The 21,421-nt window shown below is 52.9% G+C and carries 17 protein-coding genes, 1 tRNA gene and 1 other RNA gene; 16 read left to right on the top strand and 3 right to left on the bottom strand.

Translation table 11 applies throughout. The annotated features are described in order from the left end of the window. Positions 1-362 precede the first annotated feature (362 nt). The 5 genes from U738_RS23570 (at position 363) to U738_RS07395 (ending at position 4,299) form a co-directional block, all read left to right on the top strand. On the top strand, positions 363-914 hold the full coding sequence (locus U738_RS23570) for a glycosyltransferase family 9 protein (protein WP_235208637.1): 552 nt from the start codon (positions 363-365) through the stop codon (positions 912-914). Between the two features lie 3 nt (positions 915-917). Further along, a complete protein-coding gene (locus tag U738_RS23565; RefSeq protein ID WP_231896715.1) occupies positions 918-1,487 on the top strand; it encodes a glycosyltransferase family 9 protein in 570 nt (189 codons plus the stop codon). 74 nt (positions 1,488-1,561) lie between these two features. Beyond that, complete coding sequence (locus U738_RS07405) at positions 1,562-1,939, top strand: diacylglycerol kinase (RefSeq protein WP_231896716.1); 378 nt, start codon at positions 1,562-1,564, stop codon at positions 1,937-1,939. After that, entirely contained in the window at positions 1,921-2,607 is a 687-nt protein-coding gene (locus U738_RS07400) for a phosphatase PAP2 family protein (RefSeq protein WP_035578864.1), read from the top strand. Before U738_RS07405 ends, U738_RS07400 begins: the two co-directional genes overlap by 19 nt. A 42-nt stretch (positions 2,608-2,649) precedes the next feature. Continuing rightward, positions 2,650-4,299: a phosphoethanolamine transferase gene (locus U738_RS07395; protein WP_235208636.1), complete on the top strand. Its 1,650-nt coding sequence runs from the start codon at positions 2,650-2,652 to the stop codon at positions 4,297-4,299. A 766-nt stretch (positions 4,300-5,065) separates the two neighbouring features. Here U738_RS07395 and ffs read toward each other — a convergent pair. The 3 genes from ffs to U738_RS07385 all read right to left on the bottom strand — a co-directional run bounded on the left by ffs (position 5,066) and on the right by U738_RS07385 (position 6,350). Further along, an RNA gene (gene ffs / locus U738_RS22885) (signal recognition particle sRNA small type) lies at positions 5,066-5,162 on the bottom strand. A 73-nt stretch (positions 5,163-5,235) separates the two neighbouring features. After that, positions 5,236-5,312, bottom strand: a tRNA-Met gene (locus tag U738_RS07390). A 99-nt stretch (positions 5,313-5,411) separates the two neighbouring features. After that, positions 5,412-6,350, bottom strand: a complete 939-nt coding sequence (locus U738_RS07385) for a choline ABC transporter substrate-binding protein (RefSeq protein ID WP_081899056.1) — start codon at positions 6,348-6,350, stop codon at positions 5,412-5,414. A gap of 164 nt (positions 6,351-6,514) precedes the next feature. On the opposite strand from U738_RS07385, the gene betI reads away from it, so the two are divergent. From betI to U738_RS07330, 11 genes are all read left to right on the top strand, one after another. Next, positions 6,515-7,135: a transcriptional regulator BetI gene (betI, locus tag U738_RS07380; protein WP_186436934.1), complete on the top strand. Its 621-nt coding sequence runs from the start codon at positions 6,515-6,517 to the stop codon at positions 7,133-7,135. 26 nt (positions 7,136-7,161) lie between these two features. Beyond that, complete coding sequence (betB, locus tag U738_RS07375) at positions 7,162-8,631, top strand: betaine-aldehyde dehydrogenase (protein WP_035578857.1); 1,470 nt, start codon at positions 7,162-7,164, stop codon at positions 8,629-8,631. Positions 8,632-8,852: 221 nt separating this feature from the next. Continuing rightward, on the top strand, positions 8,853-10,526 hold the full coding sequence (betA, locus tag U738_RS07370) for a choline dehydrogenase (protein ID WP_035578854.1): 1,674 nt from the start codon (positions 8,853-8,855) through the stop codon (positions 10,524-10,526). Between the two features lie 230 nt (positions 10,527-10,756). After that, on the top strand, positions 10,757-13,243 hold the full coding sequence (locus U738_RS07365) for an acyl-CoA dehydrogenase (RefSeq protein ID WP_035578851.1): 2,487 nt from the start codon (positions 10,757-10,759) through the stop codon (positions 13,241-13,243). Positions 13,244-13,463: 220 nt separating this feature from the next. Then, positions 13,464-14,561: an ABC transporter ATP-binding protein gene (locus tag U738_RS07360; RefSeq protein ID WP_035578850.1), complete on the top strand. Its 1,098-nt coding sequence runs from the start codon at positions 13,464-13,466 to the stop codon at positions 14,559-14,561. Beyond that, positions 14,554-15,654, top strand: coding sequence for an ABC transporter ATP-binding protein (locus U738_RS07355; protein ID WP_035578847.1), 1,101 nt, complete (start codon positions 14,554-14,556; stop codon positions 15,652-15,654). The genes U738_RS07360 and U738_RS07355 overlap by 8 nt, the downstream gene beginning before the upstream one ends. Further along, positions 15,647-16,534, top strand: a complete 888-nt coding sequence (locus tag U738_RS07350; RefSeq protein WP_035578844.1) for a carbohydrate ABC transporter permease — start codon at positions 15,647-15,649, stop codon at positions 16,532-16,534. The genes U738_RS07355 and U738_RS07350 overlap by 8 nt, the downstream gene beginning before the upstream one ends. A 1-nt stretch (position 16,535) precedes the next feature. Then, entirely contained in the window at positions 16,536-17,432 is an 897-nt protein-coding gene (locus tag U738_RS07345) for a carbohydrate ABC transporter permease (protein ID WP_035578841.1), read from the top strand. A 12-nt stretch (positions 17,433-17,444) separates the two neighbouring features. Next, entirely contained in the window at positions 17,445-17,717 is a 273-nt protein-coding gene (locus U738_RS07340; protein WP_035578838.1) for a DUF2160 domain-containing protein, read from the top strand. A gap of 83 nt (positions 17,718-17,800) precedes the next feature. After that, positions 17,801-19,567 carry an ABC transporter substrate-binding protein gene (locus tag U738_RS07335; RefSeq protein ID WP_035578835.1) on the top strand — a complete coding sequence of 589 codons (1,767 nt, stop codon included), beginning with the start codon at positions 17,801-17,803 and terminating at the stop codon, positions 19,565-19,567. 119 nt (positions 19,568-19,686) lie between these two features. Beyond that, complete coding sequence (locus U738_RS07330; RefSeq protein ID WP_035578832.1) at positions 19,687-21,330, top strand: glycerol-3-phosphate dehydrogenase/oxidase; 1,644 nt, start codon at positions 19,687-19,689, stop codon at positions 21,328-21,330. Positions 21,331-21,421: the final 91 nt, after the last annotated feature.

Genomic DNA, 21,421 nt, shown 5'->3' with positions numbered 1-21,421 from the left:
GCTGATTCCCTCAATCGACAAGCCGCTATCTTGGCTACCAAAACTTAAGCTTTTCTTAAATGCGGCAACTTACTTCCCAAAAAGCGACCTCATCTGAATTCAATCAACAAGCCTAACACTCTATTTTTGCGAATCTCTTGCGCGGTTTAACTCTTCTTTAAGTTATTTAGGCTCAAGCTTCCTCTTTCGCCATGGGCAAAGCCAAAGCAGCGCCTTCAATGGCGGTCATTTTGAATCTGCCCTATCGCTACCGTGGGCAGGTCATTTTCAATTAACTGAACAGAGCGCCAGAGTATGCACTTACTAACCCTCATTAGAACAAACTATTATTTAAAAATAATGGCCCGTTTTTTAGAAAAAAAATGAAGCGATATTTACTGGGAGGCATAAAGTATATCGTCAAAGCGCCTGAACCAGAAACCATTGACAGCCTTGTGGGCATAGAAAAAATCCTAATTATTCGCCCCAATTTTCGTCTAGGCAACGCGCTAATTAGTACCCCTGTCATCGATGCTTTTCGTGAACGTTTTCCTTGCGCGCGCATAGACTATTTAGCGACTGATAAAACATGGCCACTGTTGCAACAACGACCTGTTGATTATTTCTTTTTACTGTCTAGAAGCGCCATTCTTCGACCTTGGCAGTGTGTGACATTATTACGACGTTTACGAGCACAACGCTATGACCTGGCGGTACAAGTGAGCGGAGGATCAACGAGCGGCTTTATCGTGACCCGGTTAATAGGGGCACGGTACAGCATGGGTTCACGTAAAGGTCACCAGCGCTGGTACAGCATTGAGGCGGAAGGTAAGTCATCACATGCCTACGATGCCATCGTCAACTTGACACGTCCGCTCGGTGTTGACTGCCGTAACCGGCCATTGCTCCAGCCAACAGAGCAGGAACGCAATTAGGCAATGACGAAAATACAGCAGCTTGTCAGCCTTCATAGCGATCATCCATCAGATACAAATTTTATTGCCATCTTCGTTGGTGGGCATCAAAACAAACGTTGGCCGTTGGAATTTTGGTTAATGCTCATCGATGCCATGGAAGCCAGTAAAATACGCTATGTCGTATTTCTTGGACCGGAGGAGTTTAGGCTTCTAGCACCTATTGAGCGGCGTTTGATGTCATCACTTTATGGCAGCTTATGCCCACCACTTCCTATCCGCCAATTTGCCGCCGTTTTGGAACGTGCGCGGTTACTCGTGACGCCAGACTCGGGGCCTATGCACTTAGCGGCAGCACTCGATGTCGCCACCATTTCCCTAGTACGTCAGAAAAAATCACTCGCTTTCGTACCACGAGAAGCCTATGACACTATTCTGTGGCGCCCAGAAATCAGCACGGTAATAGAAGCCATACGCGCTAATCTTGATGGCCAAAACTCAACGGCTCCCGTTCAATCGGCCTCGGCAACAAACCAACTAACACAGTGGGTAACACCACCACCCAGTGCTGACCCTTTGTATTCTAGCTACTGAATTAAAGTGCATAACTGTTCGTTAAGTTTTGCACTTTATAGTGACCCTACTGTTACGTTATCGAGAGTACTGCCTTGCCTATTTCAACGACGTCAAAACCCAATGGCACGGGTGTTAAACGCATATTCCGCGCCTCTAGAAATGCAGCATCGGGTTTAAAAGCTTGCTGGATAAATGAATCTGCCTTTCGACAAGAGGTAATGCTCTGTCTCATCCTCTACCCTTTTGTATTTTTTGTTAATGTCACTTCTGTGGAAAAAGCATTGCTGTTTTCTTCACTCACACTTGTATTGATAGTGGAGCTCATTAACTCCGCCATAGAAAGCACCATTGACCGTATCGGACTAGAACATAACGAACTTAGCGGACGTGCTAAAGACATGGGGGCTGCCGCCGTCATGATGACCCTTTTTATGATGATGGGTGTGTGGCTATGCGTACTACTCTACTAAATGTTCTCAAACCCGTAGCATCCACATGGATTTTATTTCTAATCGCCATGTCAGTTTTCAGCATTTTAAATATAGATTTCACGTTAACTGACTTTATATACCGTCTTCAGGGAAATTTCTGGGCATGGAAAGATACCTTAATTACCCAAAAAATACTTCACAAAGGCGGCAAATGGCTAAGCTTGACGATGGGTTTAGCCACATTACTCCTATTGATACTAAGTACCATGGTGACGCATCTTAAAGCGTATCGCACGCCGCTTTTATATCTTTTTTCCGCAACGCTTATTTCAACGCTGCTTGTCGCAACAATTAAGCACTTGGTGAGCATGGAATGCCCTTGGGATTTAGATCGCTATGGTGGGGCACGAGACTTTATTGGCTTGCTCAACAACCGGCCTTCTTCAATACCAGCGTCCGCCTGCTTTCCCGCCGGGCATGCCAGCGCAGGCTATACGTGGATAGCCTTCTACTTCTTTTTTGCCGCCATACGGCCCAACTGGCGATGGGCAGGGCTTGCACTGGGTTTAGGGCTTGGCCTTACGTTTGGGATCACTCAACAGTTACGCGGGGCGCACTTTCTCTCTCACGACCTCTGGACCGTCATGATTTGTTGGACCGTAAGCTTTGTCCTTTCAAGATTTTTATTAACCCCCAGCGTTCATTAATCTTTTCGTACAGAGAGCCTTTCGATGCCCCCTTTACTATCATTGCCTTCAAAAATTGTTGGCACCGCTTGGCATTATCGCCCGACATTAAGCACGGAGCAGCTTGTCTTATGGGTCGTTGTCATATTCAGTGTTTTTTACAATATGCCTTTTTGGCAACAAGCCTTTGCTGGCTATGACCTTCTTGCCGTCCAGACATGGCTAACCTTTGCCAATATGTTTTTGGTGATGACCTGCCTTAACTATTTGGTCTTCATTAGCCTTGCTTTTCGAACGCTGGTAAAACCCTTATTAATCTTACTGTTTCTGATTGCCGCCTTCGTCAGTTACTTTACTAGCTATTACGGCACCTATTTTGATACTTCAATGTTAGACAACGTGCTTCAAACGGATACTAACGAAGCACAGGAACTTTTCACAGCTGGTTTACTGATTCATTTGGCCATCTTTTTTGGCTTGCCTACCGTCATGATTTGGCGCGTTAACATCACACCTTCATCCTGGAAGAAGGCAATATTGCGTCGCTTGGCTTATTGCCTTGCCAGCACTGTTATATTGCTGTTAGCGCTCTTTTTATCTTATCAAGAAGTGTCGTCACTCATGCGCAACAATAAAGAGCTTCGCTACTTGGTGACCCCAGGTAATTATATTGTTTCGATGGCGCAGGCGCTTTCCAGCCAACACGCTTCCGCGAATACGGTGCGTTCCCCAGTGGGTGAGGACGCCAGTATCAGTTCACAAGCGGGTGACAAACCCACACTGCTCGTCATCGTGGTGGGCGAAACGGTACGGGCGGCGAATTGGGGGTTAAATGGTTATGAACGCCAAACCACACCTAAACTTGCCCTGCAGCCTGACGTTATCAATTTTTCAGATGTTTCCTCATGCGGCACAAGCACTGCAGTTTCATTACCCTGCATGTTTTCATTACCAGGGCGTGCTGATTACGATAAATCTTATGCTCAGCAACATGAATCCTTGCTGGACGTATTAGCCCACGCCGGGTTAGAGGTCACCTGGCTTGATAACCAGTCAGGCTGTAAAGGTGTCTGCGACGGAGTGACAACAAAAGCGCTCTCGCCAGAGGAGTATGCGTCTTTGTGTCCAGAAGGGCGATGCTTGGATGAAGCACTGGTTCAAGCCTTGAACAAGCAAATTAGCGGTACCTCAGCTGATCAGGTGGTCGTGCTGCATCAGCTAGGCAACCATGGCCCCAGCTATTACCAACGTTACCCTGATGACTACGAACGTTTTGTTCCCTCTTGTACCACTGCGGATTTAGCCAAGTGCTCAAGTGATGCTATTACCAACAGCTACGACAATGCCATTCTGTATACCGACACTGTGTTGGATCAGGTGATTGAGATGTTAAAGCGTCAGGATGACTACGCAACTGCGATGATCTATCTCTCTGATCATGGTGAATCATTAGGCGAAAAGGGGTTTTATTTGCACGGCATTCCCTACGCCATTGCCCCAGACGAACAGACGCATGTGCCTATGGTTTGGTGGCTGTCCAGTTCATTCTCACAGCAGCAAGGGCTTAATACGGACTGCTTACGCCAAGTCGCTGATGAAACTGCCTCGCACGATAACTTATTTCACAGCGTGCTGGGTTTGCTTAACGTAGCAACGGACGTTTACCAGCAGGCAAAAGATATTAGCCAAACGTGCCGGAGTCTCACCAATTAATAAATGCTTAAGTGATCGTTAAGTATTCCATGGCAAGCTGCTATCCACTCTGCTCAACTATTCTGGTGTATGCACATGGTTTTATCGCATTTATTGGACTCCAGCCAAGTTTTTTGGAGACGGCTGCTACCCAAAAAAATGGCAACCTCGGAGGACTTGGTAGGCGGCATCAATACATCTATTCATTCTGCTGAATGGCCTACCATTAGAGCCAGCGTTGTTTTAGTCACTTTACTAACGCTTCTTCTATGGATGACGGGAATAGAAAAAATCGAGATTATCATCGCCTCACTAAGTGTAATGTCAGCTGGTATATCACAGTTGCTCAGTCGCTATTTTCTTACAATGTATTAAAAATAGTAGAAATTGAGTTAATAGAAACGCTTGACGCTTTAGGAGCTGCAGGAGTTGGAACCTTAATAGCTTTATAGCTTTATAGCTTTATATTTATTGAATTAACAAACTTAATATTTAATTTAGGAAATAGGCCTCTTATTTATGCCGCTAGGTAAAATTGAAGAATGAAAAAATGGCGGATGCATAAACCCTCTGCGAAGACTCAACAATTATTAAGTTATAATTTTTTGCGCTGCAAATTTATAGAGATTTTTGACACGAGAGTGGCAGACTTTGCGCCTATACATGACACCACACCATTTCGTAGGATTACTACAAAAATCGGTTATGTCACGACAAACCGCAAATTATGTCATTTTGGCTGGAATTTATGTCACAACAGACTGGAAACGACAAGAAATGGAGGCGGCCCCAAAAGCCACATCCCGGCACACGCAGCCACCACTACCGTTGCTCCCTTCCGGGCCTGGCGGGGTTCGCAGTTTAGCGTTGCGGGAGGACCTAAGGGGCCACCATAACGGCACACTCTGTGATTTATCCTACTGCTTACAGGCAGTAGCGAGTGTGCTGAGGTTGATGTGGTGGCTACGCCCTGATTTGAACAGGGGACCCCATCATTATGAGTGATGTGCTCTAACCAGCTGAGCTACGTAGCCTTTTCCTCATCAACGGGTGCAGATTATGCCTACCTTAATGACGAAAGGCAAGCCGGATTCCGGCTTGCCCTGCTAGTCAAAAAGCGTACCGAAATTGGCTTACTGAATAGCGGCGCGAACAGCCTCTGCTCCAGGCTCGCCATCGCGGGTTGTCACACCTTCCAACCACTCATCCAGCACACCATCGTTGGCGTTCAAGTATTCCCGAGCGGCATCACGAGGGTCTTCACCATCATCCATGATCGCGCTCATCAATTGGTTTTCCATTTCCAGTGTAAACGTCATATTGCGTAATAACGCTCCCACATTGGGGCACTCATCCACGAAACCGGCACGGGTATTGGTATGCACCGTCGCGCCGCCTAAATCGGGGCCAAAATAGTCATCGGCATCAGAAAGATAGGCCATATCAAAGTTGGAGTTCATGGGGTGCGGCTCCCAACCTAAAAACACCATCCACTGCTCATTAGGCACCCGAGCGCGCAGTTCTGCCAACATGCCGGCTTCACTGGAATCGATCACCTGCCAATCGCCTAACCCGTAAGCATCGTCATCGATCATCTGCTCGATGAGCTCGTTGCCGTCGTTACCCGCTTCGATGCCGTGCACGCTGCTATCAAACTGATCTGCGTGCTCTGCTAAATCGTTAACCGACGTTACGCCTGCATCGTAAACATATTGAGGCACTGCCAGTGTGTACTTGGCCCCTTCCAGGTTGGCTACCAGACGTTCGACTTCACCGCGCTCGATGTAAGGATCACTAATGGAGGCCATGGAGGGCATCCAGTTACCCAGGAAGACATCGAAATCATTGTTGCGCATACCGGCGTAGGCAATCGGTACGGAAACTGTATCCACGCTCGGCTCGTAACCCAACCCCTCGAGGACTTCGCTGGCGAGCGCAGTGGTGGCGGTGATATCCGTCCAACCCACTTCGGCAAAGCGCACGCTGCTGCACTCATTGGCATAAGCCGCCGTTGGCAAACCCGCTGCCAGTAATAAAGCACCCGCGTAGCGTGAAGAAATTCTGCTCATCATCGTTGTCCCCTTAAAGCGATAAATATTGTCGACGTCTTTTTATTGATTGAACGTTCAATAAAAAAATGCCATCATGGTTAGGTAATCATGTCTACGCCCGGGTTTCAAGCATCGACCCGCGTCAGACATTCAACGAATTGGGAGAACATCTCTAGGAGAACACTGTGCCAAAGGTGGGAATGGAACCGATACGCCGCCAGCAGTTAATAAATGCGACCATGGCAGCCATTGATGAAGTCGGCCTAGCCGAAACCACCGTGATGCGCATTGCGCGTCATGCGGGCGTTTCAGCGGGCATTATCAGCCACTACTTTGGCGGTAAAGATGGCCTGCTGGAAGCGACCATGCGGCAAATCCTGACCGACCTAACCACGGCTGTTGCGGTGCGCCGCCATGCGTTAGAAGACGACTCTCCGCGCGCCCATATCGGTGCCATTATTGAAGGTAACTTTGACCGCACTCAGGTCACCGGCCCCGCCGCCAAGACCTGGTTAGCGTTCTGGGCCAGCAGCATGCACAAGCCGATGCTGCAACGGCTGCAAAACGTTAATGATCGACGCCTTTACAGCAATTTATGTCACCAGTTTCGACGTGTGATGCCTCGCTTAGAGGCCCGTAACGCCGCCCGCGGTCTGGCCGCCATGATTGATGGGCTATGGCTACGCGGCGCACTAACGCCAGAAGGCCTTGATGCTGAAGAAGCGCGCTTTCTTGCCCACACCCATCTCGATCAGCTTTTTGCTCACTATGGATGCCAACAACCCGCATCCAACACTTACAGCTAATTTTTATCTTATTTAAGGAGTCCTACATGGCCGCTCAAGATGTACAGCCACTCTATATTGATGGTCGCCAGGTAGACGCCACTTCAAGCGATACGTTTACCGTTACCAACCCTTTTGATGGCAGCCTGCTGGCCACTATCGGCCAAGCCAGTCAAGCCGATGTCGATTCAGCCGTCGCCGCAGCCCAGCGCGGCCAGCGCGAGTGGGCGGCGATGACCGGCATGGAGCGTTCACGCATCATGCTGCGCGCCGTTGCGCTATTAAGAGAGCGCAATGACGAACTTGCCGAACTGGAAACCCGCAACACCGGCAAACCGATCAGCGAAACCGCCAGTGTCGATATCGTGACCGGCGCGGATGCGTTGGAGTACTACGCAGGTTTAGCACCTGCTATTGAAGGCAGCCAGATTCCTCTGCGTGATAGCTCGTTTGTGTACACCCGCCGTGAGCCGCTGGGCGTGATCGGCGCGATTGGCGCCTGGAACTACCCCATTCAAATTGCCTGCTGGAAAGCTGCCCCCGCGCTGGCGGCAGGCAACGCGGTGGTGTTTAAGCCCAGCGAAGTGACCCCGCTTACCGTGATGAAACTGGCGGAAATATTCACAGAAGCCGGCCTGCCTAACGGCGTCTTTAACGTGGTACAGGGTGACGGCAGCGTGGGCGCCATGCTTACCGAGCATCCAGGCATCGCTAAAGTCTCGTTCACCGGCGAAGCGGGCACCGGTAAGAAAGTGATGGCCGCCGCCGCTAGCTCGACGTTAAAAGACGTCACCATGGAACTGGGCGGCAAATCGCCGCTCCTGGTCTTTGCAGATGCCGACCTTGATCGCGCTGCCGACGCCGCCATGATGGCCAACTTCTACTCCAGCGGCCAAATTTGCACCAACGGCACACGGGTGTTTGTTGAACGCAGCGTTAAAGATGCCTTTGAAGCCAAGTTGGTGGAACGCGTCAAGCGTATCAAGGCAGGCGACCCCATGGACCCAAGCGTTAACTTTGGCCCGCTGGTCAGCTTCGAGCATCAGGAGAAAGTGCTCTCCTATATTGCCCTGGGCAAAGAGCAAGGCGCTCGCCTGCTCGTGGGTGGCGACGACTGGAACAGCGGCAGCTTTGCCGATGGCGCCTGGGCTGCTCCCACGGTGTTTACCGACTGCACCGACGAAATGCGTATCGTGCGCGAAGAGATTTTCGGCCCAGTGATGTCGGTACTCGCCTTTGACGACGAGGCAGAAGTCATTCGTCGCGCCAATGACACCACCTATGGCCTGGCCGCCGGTGTCTTCAGCGAAAGCCTGAATCGCGCCCACCGCGTGATTCATCAGTTGGAAGCGGGTATCTGCTGGATCAACACCTGGGGTGAGTCACCTTCCGAAATGCCGGTAGGCGGTTACAAAGAGTCTGGCATTGGTCGTGAAAACGGTATCGAGACGCTAAACCACTATACCCAGACCAAGTCAGTACAAATCGAGATGGGGCCGTTCGAGTCAGTGTTTTAAATCAAAGCACCACTTTTTGCGCACTAACCGACCAGGGCGCTGGGGGTGGCTTGTAGCGAGGGTCTTTTCCCATGGCCGAAACCTGGTCCCTTCAGTTTCGGCATTCCCGCCATCCGTGGCGGTCAGATGGGAAAAGTAGCGCCCAGGGATGGGTTCACAGCGCCCTCGCGTAAAGCTACCGCCAGGAAGCCCCGCCCCATCTTCAGACTCGGTAATTCACTATGTCTCAACCACGCGAATTTGATTACATCATTATCGGCGCAGGCTCGGCGGGCAACGTGCTCGCTACCCGCCTCACCGAAGACAGCAGCGTCAGCGTACTACTGTTAGAAGCGGGCGGCCCTGACTACCGCTTCGATTTCCGCACCCAAATGCCCGCTGCCCTGGCATTTCCGCTACAGGGCAAGCGCTACAATTGGGCATTTGAAACCGACCCCGAGCCGCATATGGATGGTCGCCGCATGGAGTGTGGTCGCGGCAAAGGTCTGGGCGGCTCCTCACTGATTAACGGCATGTGCTATATCCGCGGCAACGCCCTGGATTACGACAACTGGGCCAAACAGCCCGGTCTTGAGGATTGGGATTACCTTAGCTGCCTGCCCTACTTCAAAAAGTGCGAAACCCGCGACATCGGTGCCAACAGCTACCACGGTGGCGACGGCCCGGTCAGCGTTACCACGCCAAAAACAGATAACAATCCGCTTTACCGCACCTTTATTGAAGCGGGAAAACAGGCGGGCTACCCGGAAACCGAAGACGTTAACGGCTACCAGCAAGAGGGCTTCGGCCCCATGGACCGCTTCGTTACGCCCAAAGGCCGCCGCGCCTCAACGGCCCGCGGCTACCTGGATACCGCAAAGCAGCGCCACAACCTCACCATCGAAACCCATGCCGTCACCGACATCATTGAGTTTGAAGGTAAGCGGGCAGTCGGCGTGCGCTATGAACAAAAGGGCGAAAAGCAGCAGGCCTACGCCCGTCGTGAAGTACTGCTGTGCGGTGGCGCTATCGCCTCCCCGCAAATTCTTCAGCGCTCCGGCATCGGCAACCCAGAACTGCTTAAAGAGCTCGATATCGAGACGGTACATGCCCTGCCCGGCGTAGGTGAAAACCTCCAGGATCACCTGGAAATGTACATTCAGTACGAGTGCAAAGAGCCTATCTCGCTCTACCCGGCGCTGAAGTGGTACAACCAGCCCAAAATTGGCGCCGAGTGGCTGTTTAGAGGGACTGGCGTGGGTGCCAGCAACCAGTTTGAATCCTGTGGTTTTATCCGCAGCCGCGATGAAGAAGAGTGGCCCAATCTGCAATACCACTTTCTACCCATCGCGATTAGCTACAACGGCAAAAGCGCGGTGCAAGCCCACGGCTTCCAGGCCCATGTTGGCTCTATGCGCTCGGAAAGCCGCGGTCGTATTCGGTTAACCTCGAAAGACCCTCACGCCGCACCCAGCATACTGTTCAACTACATGGCCAAAGAGAAAGATTGGCAAGAGTTCCGCGATGCCATTCGCCTCACCCGCGATATCATCGCCCAACCAGCGTTTGATAAATATCGTGGCCGTGAAATAGCCCCTGGCCCAGGCGTCCAGACCGATGCGGAGCTGGATGCTTTCGTCAAACAGCACGCCGAAACCGCCTACCATCCCTGCGGCAGCTGCCGAATGGGCGATGACGATATGGCAGTCACCGATGGTCAGGGCCGCGTTCATGGCATTGAGGGACTACGCGTAGTCGATGCCTCACTCTTCCCGGTGATCCCCACCGGCAACCTGAACGCGCCGACGATTATGCTAGCGGAGAAAATCGCCGACCGCATCAAGGGACACGAGCCGCTTCCCCGCGCCAGCGTTGACTACTATGTGGCAAACGGTGCACCGGCCAAACGCGCTTGAACATTTAGTCTGTTTACCACTCCAAACGCTATGGCTTGCCGCCATGGCGTTTTTTTTGGCTACGTTAAAGGAACAAGCTGCGCCAAACGTGCCTAAAAACTTGCGTGTGATAGCCCCCATCTGCCAATATTCAAACAAGTGTTCGACTCAATATCTCAACAACGATGTTACTCGCGTTTTATTAACAACAGTCGGCCTGCAACAGTGGCCAGCAAAAAGAGAGATAACCTATGCTCACCCTACTTCTGATCGTGCTCGCCATTGTCGGCTTGCTCGTGGTCATGCGTCGCGAAGCAGGCGCCCCCGCGGCGCTAGCTGTGTTTGGCGTATTAGGCCTTGTTGGCCTACTGTTTGACGCGGAAATCATTGGTGGTCTGCTGCTTCTTGGCGCTGCGGCAGTAGCCGTGGCAGGCCTGCCCGCGCTGCGTCGCAAGTGGCTTACACCGCGTTTATTCGCCACCTTTAAAAAAGTCGCTCCCAAAGTGTCCGCTACCGAGCGCACGGCTCTGGAGGCAGGCAGCGTCTCTTGGGACGGCGAGCTATTTTCAGGCAAGCCCCAGTGGGAAAAGCTGCTCGCCTTTAAAGACGATGGCCTGCGCGACGATGAGCAAGCCTTTCTGGATAATCAGTGCGCCAAAGCCGCGGGTATGTGCAACGCCTGGGATATCGCCCAAGAGCGCGCCGACCTGCCCCAGCAGCTGTGGGATTTTCTGAAGAAAGAGGGCTTCTTCGGCATGATTATTCCGAAGGAGTACGGCGGCCTTGGCTTCTCGGCCAAAGCGCAGTCAATGGTGCTGCAAAAGCTCTCTGCCAACGAAACCTTGATGGTCACCGTGGGTGTGCCTAACTCATTAGGCCCTGGCGAGCTACTGCTCAAATACGGCACCCAAGAACAGAAAGATCACTACCTGCCGCGCCTGTCCGATGGTCGTGAAATCCCCTGCTTTGGCCTCACCGGACCCCGTGCCGGTTCAGACGCTACCTCGCTGCCCGATACCGGCGTCGTCTGCAAACAGACGATCAATGGTGAAGAAGTGCTTGGCCTGCGCCTTAACTTCGAAAAGCGCTGGATCACCCTAGCACCGATTGCCACCGTCGTAGGCTTGGCCTTCCGTCTGTTTGACCCGGAAAAACTGTTGGGTGACGAAGAGGATCGTGGCATTACCCTGGCGCTAATCCCCCGCGATACTGCCGGTATGGAAATCGGCCGCCGCCATCACCCTATCGGCAGCCCGTTTATGAACGGCCCGATTATCGGTAAAGACGTATTCGTACCGCTGGACACCATTATTGGTGGCCCAGATATGATCGGCCAAGGTTGGCGCATGCTGGTGGAGTGTCTGTCTATCGGCCGCTGCATCACGCTGCCATCCGGTGCTACCGGCACCGCCCGCTACGCCCTGGGCTGGAGCGGCGGCTTCACCCGCGTTCGTCGCCAGTTCAATGTGCCGGTTGCCGAGATGGAAGGTGTGCAAGAGCCTCTCGCTCGTATGGCGGCATTGGCTTACATCTCCCAGGCCACCGTGTATCAAACCGCCAATATGATTGATCACGGAGAAAAACCCGCCGTACCCTCGGCGATCCTGAAAAGCCAGCTGACCGAGTTCCAGCGCGTGCTGCTTAGCGACGCCATGGACGTTCACGGCGGCAAGGCGGTGACCCTTGGCCCACGTAACTACCTGGGCATCGGCTACAGCGCCAACCCAGTGGCGATTACCGTGGAAGGCGCCAACATCATGACCCGCAACCTGATGATCTTTGGTCAGGGTGCTATCCGCTGCCATCCCTACGTGCTGGACGAGCTGGCGGCGAAAGACGCCAATGATATGCAGGCGTTTGATAAAGCCTTCTTCGGCCACGCGGGCTTAATCTTTGGTAACGCGGCCCGCGCCTTTACTTTGGGCTTTGGCATCGGCAAAGCCAGCGTGCCCTTCGATGGCCCCGCCGCCGTCTATGCTCAGGATATTGCCCGCCTCTCCGCTGGCTTTGGCCTGTGTGCCGACGCCGCCATGGCGAGCTTGGGCTCAGCACTTAAAAAACGCGAAATGATCTCCGCGCGGCTGGGGGACGTGCTGTCTAACCTCTACCTCACCTCCATGGTGCTCAAACAGTGGCAAGCAGGCAGCAAGGTAGAAGGCGAAGAAGCGTTGCTGCACTACAGCTGCCGTTTCTTGCTCCAGCGTGCCGAGCAGGCGTTTGTAGAGATTTTTGATAATTTACCCAACCGTGCGCTGGGCAAAACGCTCAACGCCGTAGTGATGCCCACCGGCCGCCGCTGGAACAAACCACACGACGATCTGGCTCGCGATATCGCTAAGCGTGTGTCTACTCACAGTGCCCTGCGTACCAAACTGCTGGAAAACACCTGGGATGCGGACGACGGTGAACAGCGCAACCCGCTGGCACGCTACAACGCCCTGCTGGTGGATTATGACCGCGCCGAGAAAATCTATCGCACCGTCAACAAGGCCTATGCCAAAGGCGAGCTACCGCAGACGGCGCTTCACCCTGAAGCACGCGTTGAGGCTGGCTTGGAAAAAGGCTTGATCAGTGCCGAGGATGCCGAGTTTATGCGCACCTTCGAGACCGAAGTTCTGGAAATGCTCACCGTGGACGATTTCGCCTACGATGCCTTTGCCAAGAACAAAACCACGCTGATCGATCACAACGCGAAATCTGAACCAGCGCCTAGGCGGGAACAAGAAAACGTTAAGTAATACTTATTTTTCAAGGTATTACCTGTAAAAAAAGCCGACTCCTGTGCCCAGGAGCCGGCTTTTTTGTGTTCACTTTCTACGCCTAAATGCGTAGTCAAATGCGCCAAAAACGCGTTGCAAGTTCGCAAACGATCAACTAGCCTTTCGTAAACGAAAACGATCTGCACTATTCAATAAATCTACAAAACTTTCCAACAACAATGACGCTAGCGAGATCGGCATGTCCTTACATTTGCAAAATATCGATCACATCGTTAACGGTGTGCCGCATATCAGCGGAATAGACTTGGCCCTTGAGCCAGGCTCTTTCAACGTACTGTTGGGTCGAACGCTGGCCGGGAAAACCACGTTGATGCGCTTAATGGCGGGGCTGGAGCCACCCACCCGCGGCAAAGTGATTATGGATGGCAAAGACGTAACGAACGTCTCAGTGCGTAAACGCAATGTCTCCATGGTGTACCAGCAGTTTATTAACTACCCCAGCCTTACCGTTTACGACAACATTGCCTCCCCTCTCAAACTGGCCAAGCAGCCTAAACACGAAATTGATAAGCGGGTTGGCGAAATCGCTGAAATGCTGCATATCGAGCAGCTACTTAATCGTTACCCCCAGGAGCTCTCCGGCGGCCAACAGCAGCGCACTGCCATGGGGCGGGCACTGGTCAAAGACGCCGATTTGATTCTGTTTGATGAGCCGCTGGTCAACCTGGATTACAAACTCCGCGAAGAGCTGCGCGATGAACTGCGCGAGCTGTTTAAAGCGCGTAACTGCATCGCCGTATACGCCACCACCGAGCCCAATGAAGCGCTAGCGCTGGGGGGCAACACGGCGGTACTCCATGAAGGGAAACTGCTTCAATACGGCCCTACCGAGCAGGTCTATCGCGAGCCTAATGGCCGCTTTAGCGCCGAAATGTTCTCCGAGCCACCGATCAATATTGTTCCCGGTCAGCTTACCGAAAACGAAATCACCTTCGACCAATCGCTGCATTTCCCCTGCGATGATGACCTAAAGCGCCTTAAACCCGGGGATTACGACTTTGGCGTGCGGGCGTCGCACCTTACTCTGCAACCCCAGCAGACCGATGACCTGGCGCTGGATGTGCATGTAGATGTAGCAGAAATCAGCGGTTCAGAAACCTTCCTGCATGTTCATCACGAACGCTTTCCTCTCGTTCTGCACTTAGCAGGCATTCACCAGTTTAGTGTTAATCAACCCTTGAAAGTGTACTTCCCTACCCACCAACTTTACGCCTTTGACAAGCAGGGCCATACGGTACATATTCCTGCGCGTCAGGGAGGAGCTGCCCATGGCTGAGATCACCTTAAAAGGCTTGGCGCACTCCTATGAGAAAACGCCCAAGGGCGCGGCGGATTACGCCATCCGGCAGATGGATCACGTATGGCACCAGGGTGGCGCCTATGCGCTGCTGGGCCCATCGGGCTGCGGTAAATCGACCCTGCTGAACATTATCTCTGGCCTGCTGGAGCCGTCGGAGGGTGAGGTACTTTTCGACGATCAGCGAGTGAACGAGCTGCCGCCGGAAGAGCGCAATATTGCCCAGGTGTTTCAGTTCCCGGTGATCTACGACACCATGACGGTGTTTGACAATCTCGCCTTCCCCCTGCGCAATATGAACACCCCCGAGTACCGGGTGAAACCCAAGGTGCTCGAAGTCGCCGATATTCTTGAGCTAACCCCGCTGTTAGATCGCAAAGCCAAAAACCTAACCGCCGATGAGAAGCAGAAAGTCTCCATGGGCCGTGGTTTGGTGCGCGATGACGTCACGGCCATTTTGTTTGATGAACCGCTAACCGTTATCGACCCGCAGCTTAAGTGGAAGCTTCGCCGCAAGCTCAAAGAGATTCACGAGCGCTTTAACATCACCATGATCTACGTGACCCACGATCAGTTAGAAGCCTCTACCTTCGCCGATAAAATTGCTGTGATGTATGAAGGTCAGGTGGTGCAGTTTGGCACCCCGCGAGAGCTGTTTGAGCGCCCGGCGCATACTTTTGTAGGTTACTTTATTGGCAGCCCCGGCATGAATTTTATGGCCGTCGAACACCGCGACGATCAGGTAATGTTCGGCGCACAGCCGCTACCGGTTAGCGAGCACATGAAGCACGCCGTCGCCAACGCTAGCTCAGCCAATATCAAGCTAGGTATTCGCCCCGAGTTTATTGCGATTTCCTCAAGCTCTTCAGCCAACAGCGTGCCGATTCAAGTAATTAGCGTGCAAGACCTGGGCACCTACTCCCTGCTGACCTTCAAGCTCAACGAGCAAACCTTTAAAGCCCGCCTGCCTGAAGGACACTCACCGGTGAGTGAAGCGGCGTTTGCGCACTTCGATGCTGCCCATGTAGCGCTATATATCGATGAATATCTGGTGGAGGCTGGCCATGAATAACAAAGTACCCAATAACAGAGCCTGGCTACTGGTGCTTCCCATGCTGGTGTTGGTAGCCTTCTCTGCCATCATTCCACTAATGACCGTGGTCAACTACTCGGTGCAGGACGTGCTCGGGCCGAACGCACGCTTTTTTACCGGCACTGAGTGGTTTCAAAGCATGCTCAACGACGACGCGCTGCAGGCAGCGTTTCTGCGCCAAATTTCGTTCTCGCTGATTATTCTGGCTATTCAGATTCCGCTAGGGATTGGCATCGCGCTCATTATGCCCAAACGCGGCTGGCAGGCCTCGGCGGTGTTGATCCTGATTACCCTCCCGCTACTAATCCCTTGGAACGTGGTGGGCAGTATTTGGCAAATCTTTACCCGTGGCGATATCGGCTTAATGGGCTGGGGTCTGCGCGAATTAGGCGTCGAATACAATATTACCCGCAATGCGGGCGATGCCTGGGTAACCATCATTTTAATGGACGTTTGGCACTGGACGCCGCTGGTGGCCATGCTGTGCTATAGCGGCCTGCGCTCGATTCCCGAAGCTTACTATCAGGCAGCGCGTATCGACCGGGCCTCGAAATGGGCTGTGTTCCGCTATATCCAGCTGCCTAAGCTTACCAACGTACTGGTTATCGCCGTACTGTTGCGCTTTATGCACTCCTTTATGATCTACGCCGAGCCCTTTGTATTGACGGGTGGCGGGCCAGGCAGTGCAACCACCTTCTTAAGCCAATCCTTGACCACCATGGCGGTCGGCCAACAGGACTTAGGCCCTTCTGCAGCGTTCTCGCTTATCTACTTCCTGGTGATTCTGCTGGTGAGTTGGGTGTTCTACACCACCATTATGAATATGCAGAAAGACAAACCGCCGCATGGAGGTGCTTAACATGAGCTATCAACTCGAAAACACCCAGCGCGGTGAAAAGTACAACACGATTTTTAGCAAGGTGTCACCGGCCAAGCGGCGTAACCGCACCGCCCGTGCACACTGGCGCTCGCGTCTCTTGCTTGGCCTGTATCTGGCTCTGATGATTCTGCCCATTTACTGGCTGATCAATATGTCGCTACAGACCAATAGCGAAATTCTCGGCTCGATGACGTTGTGGCCCCAGAACATTACTTTTGATAACTACATCGGCATTTTCACCAACTCAAGCTGGTACATGGGCTACGTCAACTCGATGCTCTACGTGGCGATGAATATGCTCATCACCATCTGCGTCGCGCTACCCGCCGCCTACGCCTTTAGCCGCTACACCTTTATTGGCGACAAGCATCTATTTTTCTGGCTGTTGACCAACCTAATGGCACCGCCCGCGGTGTTCCTGCTGCCCTACTTCCAGCTCTACTACTCGGTAGGCCTGTTCGATACCCACATCGCCGTCGCGCTGGCTCACTGCCTGTTCAATATCCCGCTGGCTATCTGGATTTTGGAGGGCTTTATGAGCAGCGTGCCTAAAGAGATCGATGAAACCGCTTATATCGACGGCTATAGCTTTCCGCGCTTTTTCGTCAAGATTTTTATCCCCATGATCCGCTCAGGTATTGGCGTCACGCTGTTCTTCCTGTTCATGTTCTCCTGGGTGGAGCTGTTGCTGGCCCGCACGTTGACAGCCACTGACGCCCAGCCCATTGGCATGATCATGACGCGCACATCGACTGCTTCTGGGATTGACTGGGGCACTTTGGCCGCCGCCGGTGTACTCACCATCATTCCCGGTATTCTGGTGGTCTACTTCGTTCGTAACCATATCGCCAAGGGCTTTGCCCTGGGCCGTACCTGAGGAGATCTCACTATGTCTTGGATGGTATGGACAGTGCCCACCGCCATATTCTTTTCATCAATTGCGGCCATGCTGGCAGGTATGACGGTGTGGGAGATTTTGTCGCCCACAATCGAGCGCAAAGGGTTTTTACCCATTGCCACCACCCGCGGAGACCGGCTGTTTATCGGCCTGCTCTCAGCGGCCTTTATCCACCTGGGTGTGATTGGCTTCACCTCACTCTCCATTTGGATAGCACTAGCAGTATCAGCCGTATGGCTGCTGGTTTTAATGCGCTGGGGATAGCCCTTGGGGAAATGCCACCAGCGTTTAATCGGTATCAAGGACGGCCAAGCCATCAAGGAAGAACACAACAAAACGAGGTCAACATGCAAAAGCGCTACAATAAATCCAAACTGACTAAGTTCAAACTGACTACCCTCGCCGCCAGCTTGCTGCTGGCATCGGGTACGCTGTCAGCGCAGGAAGAGGATACCCGCGCCATCGCTGAACGCTTGGTCGATGAGCACTTCCAAAACTCAACGCTAAGCCGCGAAGAGCAGATCGAAGAGCTGATGTGGTTTGCCAAAGCCGCTGAGCCGTTCCGCGACATGGATATTCAAACCGTCGCCGAAGGTCTCACTACCCACGTTTATGAAAGTGAAGTGTTGGCGGAAGCCTTTAGCGAGCTTACCGGTATCAATCTGACCCATAACATCATCGGTGAAGGCGATGTTGTCGATACCATGCAGAACCAGATGCAGTCGGGGAACAGTATCTACGACGGCTTCGTCAACGATACCGACTCCATCGGCACGCATATCCGTTACGGCACCACCATCAACCTGTCTGAAGCAATGGAGAACGAGTGGGCCGACTACACTCTGCCAACGCTGGATCTAGATGACTTTATTGGCCTGCAGTACGGCACTGGGCCAGACGGCAGCCTCTATCAACTGCCCACTCAACAGTTCGCTAACCTTTACTGGTTCCGCTATGACTGGTTCCAGCGCGAAGACCTGCAGGAGCAGTTCCGGGAGATTTACGGCTATGACTTAGGGGTGCCCACTAACTGGACGGCCTATCAAGACATCGCCGAGTTCTTTTCCGAACATGTGGGTGAGATAGACGGCACCAAGGTGTATGGCCACATGGATTACGGCCGCCGAGATCCGTCGCTGGGCTGGCGTTTCCACGACTCCTGGCTCTCCATGGCAGGCATGGGCAGCCCCGGCGTACCTTCCGGCAATCCGGTGGATGACTGGGGTATCCGTGTCAATGAAGATAGCCAGCCTGTTGGCGCAAGCGTAAGTCGAGGTGGTGCTACCAACTCACCGGCCTCAGTATTTGCAATGCAAAAAGCCGTCGATTGGCTGCGTGACTATGCCCCTGAAGAAGCCCAGGGCATGACCTTTGGTGAAGCGGGACCCGTGCCTGCACAAGGACATATTGCTCAGCAAATTTTCTGGTATACCGCCTTTACCGCCGACATGACTGACCCTGCGGTCGCAGTGACCGATGACGAGGGTAATCCGCTGTGGCGCATGGCACCTTCCCCCACCGGCCCTTACTGGGAAGAAGGTATGAAAGTTGGTTATCAGGACGTGGGTGCATGGACGTTCTTTGACTCAACGCCAGAAGATCGTCGCACCGCAGCGTGGCTGTTCGGCCAGTTCACCGTGTCTAAAACGGTGTCGCTGGAAAAACTCATGCACGGTCTAACGCCGATTCGTGAATCTGACATCTTTTCTGAGCAGATGACCGAGATGGCGCCGAAGCTGGGTGGCTTAGTTGAGTTTTACCGCAGCCCCAACGAGTCGAACTGGACGCCTACCGGTACCAACGTACCCGACTATCCGCGCATGGCCCCCCTGTGGTGGCAGAACCTAGCGCCTGTTATGAGCGGTGAAGTCACGCCTCAGGAAGGTCTCGATAAACTGGCGGCGGATATGGACAGCACGATGAACCGCTTGGCTCGGGCCAACGTCTTCGACAGTTATGCGCCCGTGCTCAACGAAGAGCAGGATCCGCAAGTCTGGTTGGATCAAGAAGGCTCACCCAAACCCAAGCTAGATAATGAAATGCCCCAAGGCACCACCGTTCCTTATGACGAAATGATGGAAGCCTGGATGGAAGCCGGTACGCGCCAAGAGTAACCACGCGTAACGCTTGCAGGGTGGGCAACCGCCCTGCAAGGGTTTCATTGGCGGCAGGCCATAGCACAAGAGAAAACCCCCACTGCAATAGGGCTATTTATTTGTTAATTGGATCCGCTATGAAACTGCGAAATCGAAACATCGAAAAATTACCTACCGAGACCTTTGATGCCCTGATTATCGGGGGCGGTATTAATGGCGCAGCCACCGCAGCGGCGCTGGCGGGTAAAGGAGCCAAAGTCGCGTTGATTGATCGCGGCGACTTTGCTGGCAGCACCAGCATGCACTCCTCCAACCTAGTATGGGGAGGCATTAAGTACATGGAAAGTAAGGATTTTGCGCTGGTTCGCAAACTGTGCAAAAGCCGCAACCACTTAATAAAGAGCTACCCTTCTACGGTACAGGAGATTCGCTTCCTGACCACTATTTCAAAAGGTTTCCGCCACTCACCACGCTACCTGTGGGCGGGCACCTGGCTTTACTGGCTGATGGGCAACGGCTTTACCAAATTGCCGCGCCTGCTCACGCCGAACAAGATTAAGCAGCAAGAGCCGATTATTGATGTTGAGGGCGCCGTTGGTGGCTTCGAATACTCCGACGCCTACCTCCACGACAACGACGCCCGGTTTGTTTTCAACTTTGTCCGTCATGCGCTCAACTATGGAGCAATTGCCGCCAACTATGTTGAATCACTCGGTGCCGAGCGTGACGGCGACCTATGGGTAACCAAAGCGCGCAACGTGATGGATGGCAGCACCTTCGATATCCGTGCCAAAGTGTTGATCAACGCCGCAGGCCCTTGGGTAGATCAACATAACGAGCTGACCGGCCAGAAAACCACCCATCATCACCTCTACTCCAAGGGCATTCACCTCATTGTTCCACAGCTAACCGACTCTCAGCGGGTGTTGGCATTTTTTGCCGACGATGGAAGGCTGTTCTTCGTCATTCCCATGGGTAATCGAACCTGTATCGGCACCACCGATACCCATATGGAGCACCCTGAGGTAGACGTTACCGCTGACGATATCACCTTTGTGCTGGAAAATATCAATAAGCGGCTCACTTTAGATAAACCGCTCACCCAGGACGACATTATCTCAACGCGCTGCGGCGTACGGCCGTTAGCCATCAAAGATGATCAGGGTAGCGACCGTGACTTTCTTCAGCTATCGCGCAAGCACGTGGTCGATACCAATACCGAAAGCGCCCATATCAGCATCTTTGGCGGCAAGCTCACCGACTGTTTGAACGTTGGCGATGAGATTGCCGAAGAAATGAGCCGCCTAGGCGTTTCCCTTTCAGACCCCGACTTTCAGTGGTACGGCGAACCACCCAAGCCCGTGAAACAGCAGTTTATGGATCAAGCCAAGCGTATGAACCTGGATGCCATGACCGCTTCTACCTCATCGGAGCTGCTCTCTACTCGGCTGTGGCGGCGCTACGCTGATCAAGCCATCCAGATGCTTGAGAAAATTCGTCAGGATCCCGCTCAGGGCGAAATCTTAATTGAAGGCACTGAGTATATCCGCTGTGAGATTGAGCATGCCCGCGACCACGAAATGATCACCCAGCTTGAGGATTTCCTGCGCCGCCGTGCCAAAGTCTCACTGGTGGTACCGCACGAGCAGTTACGCCACTCCACCGGCTTAAAAGAAGCGTGTCGAGTTCTCTTTGGCAACAATGCTGAAGCGCGATTTAATCAGTACTTTGAACAAAACCGCGATACGGCGCTACCGCCGACTTCAGCGTCAGCGCTTTAAGATAAAAAAGCCCCCTCACCTAAATGAGGGGGCTGACGATGACTTATTCATTAAACGCTATTATCAAACAAGCTCATCAAATAATCGTTCA

Origin of the sequence: Halomonas sp. TG39a, assembly GCF_000744395.1 — a bacterium.
Lineage (GTDB): Bacteria > Pseudomonadota > Gammaproteobacteria > Pseudomonadales > Halomonadaceae > Vreelandella > Vreelandella ventosae_B.
Note: the sequence above shows the minus strand (reverse complement) of the source record. Positions and strands in the feature narration are given on the sequence as shown.